The 1,153-nt window shown below is 46.5% G+C and carries 2 protein-coding genes; both read right to left on the bottom strand.

Translation table 11 applies throughout. The annotated features are described in order from the left end of the window. Window positions 1-422: Uma2 family endonuclease (locus F6K49_RS51425; protein ID WP_293110675.1), on the bottom strand; the 422-nt coding region annotated here is incomplete at its 3' end. A 227-nt stretch (window positions 423-649) separates the two neighbouring features. Continuing rightward, complete coding sequence (locus tag F6K49_RS51420; RefSeq protein WP_293110673.1) at window positions 650-955, bottom strand: hypothetical protein; 306 nt, start codon at window positions 953-955, stop codon at window positions 650-652. Window positions 956-1,153 lie beyond the last annotated feature (198 nt).

Genomic DNA, 1,153 nt, shown 5'->3' with positions numbered 1-1,153 from the left:
CAATATTCTTTTACGCCTCGTGAAGAGTAAAGTTTTAGTTTAGCTTCTCGGTCTCGTCTTTGGTCTTGTTGACTAGCAGATAAAACTTCGACTGCTAATTCTGGGGCACCAGTTAGATGTCCAGATTTATCTAAGGTTAATGTATAGGTTTCTTGAGTAACCCAAACGACATCGGGAATAACATTATCGGATTCGGAAAACAGGACACCAGGACTAGGAATAGCTTCTCCTAAACCACTTGCTTCACACCAAGCATCTAGCTGTCGAAAAATTTTGCCACAGGTTTGCTGATGTTTAGTATGAGGCGCTCTAGTCACAAATAATTCTCCATCAATGATTTCGTAGCGTGTTCCTTCATTTTCTGGTAGCAATTCTAGGTCATGAATAGTCCAGTATACTCTCTCATGTATTGCCTGATTCATAATTATATTCTGTGGATATAGCTCTATGCTAATTCTACTCGCGACTCGCGACTCCCGACTCCCTATTCCCGACTCCCTATTCCCATAGTGTCAGAGTTAGGTTACGAGCTAGGAAAGCTATAACTAGAATGTGATCCTCGGGGCATACTTTAGAAAGTAATTATATTAACAAATGGAGCTAGAACAAAGAACAAAGAACAAAGAACAAAGGTAGCAGGAGTACGAGTCTAATTTTGATGGGAATGACGAAAATTGCTGAATAGACTTCTTTCAGAAGTCGGGAATAGGGAATAGCGATGCAGAGGTGCGACCCGTGGCGAATTTAATTCGCCAACGGAAAGCGCACCTAAGCGGTCTTGGGGGTTCCCCCCATGAGCGACTGCCGTGGTTTCCCCCATGAGCGACTGCATCAAGACGGAAACAGAGAATGAGAGGCAGAGAATCAATATCAGTGGAGTGGGCATCCTGCCCGCCTGGAAATGAAACAGGCAAGATGCCCGTTCCACAGCCAGATGCCCGGATGCCCGTTCCACAGCCAGATGCCCGTTCCAGAAAACTCATGAAGCTTCCACCACCTGAACGTTCGCGTAGCGTGGCGATAGCCAGGTGGTGGTGTCCTATGCTAACCTGGAACTACGAAGCGTCCACAGGTCACATAGACAAGCCCAGCTTCTAGGCGGTCGTCGAGATCTTTTGCTGGAACGACCCTCCTCGCCATTTCTGCGAGTGAG

The organism is Moorena sp. SIO3I6 (assembly GCF_010672095.1).
This window is presented reverse-complemented; position numbering and strand designations above follow the sequence as displayed.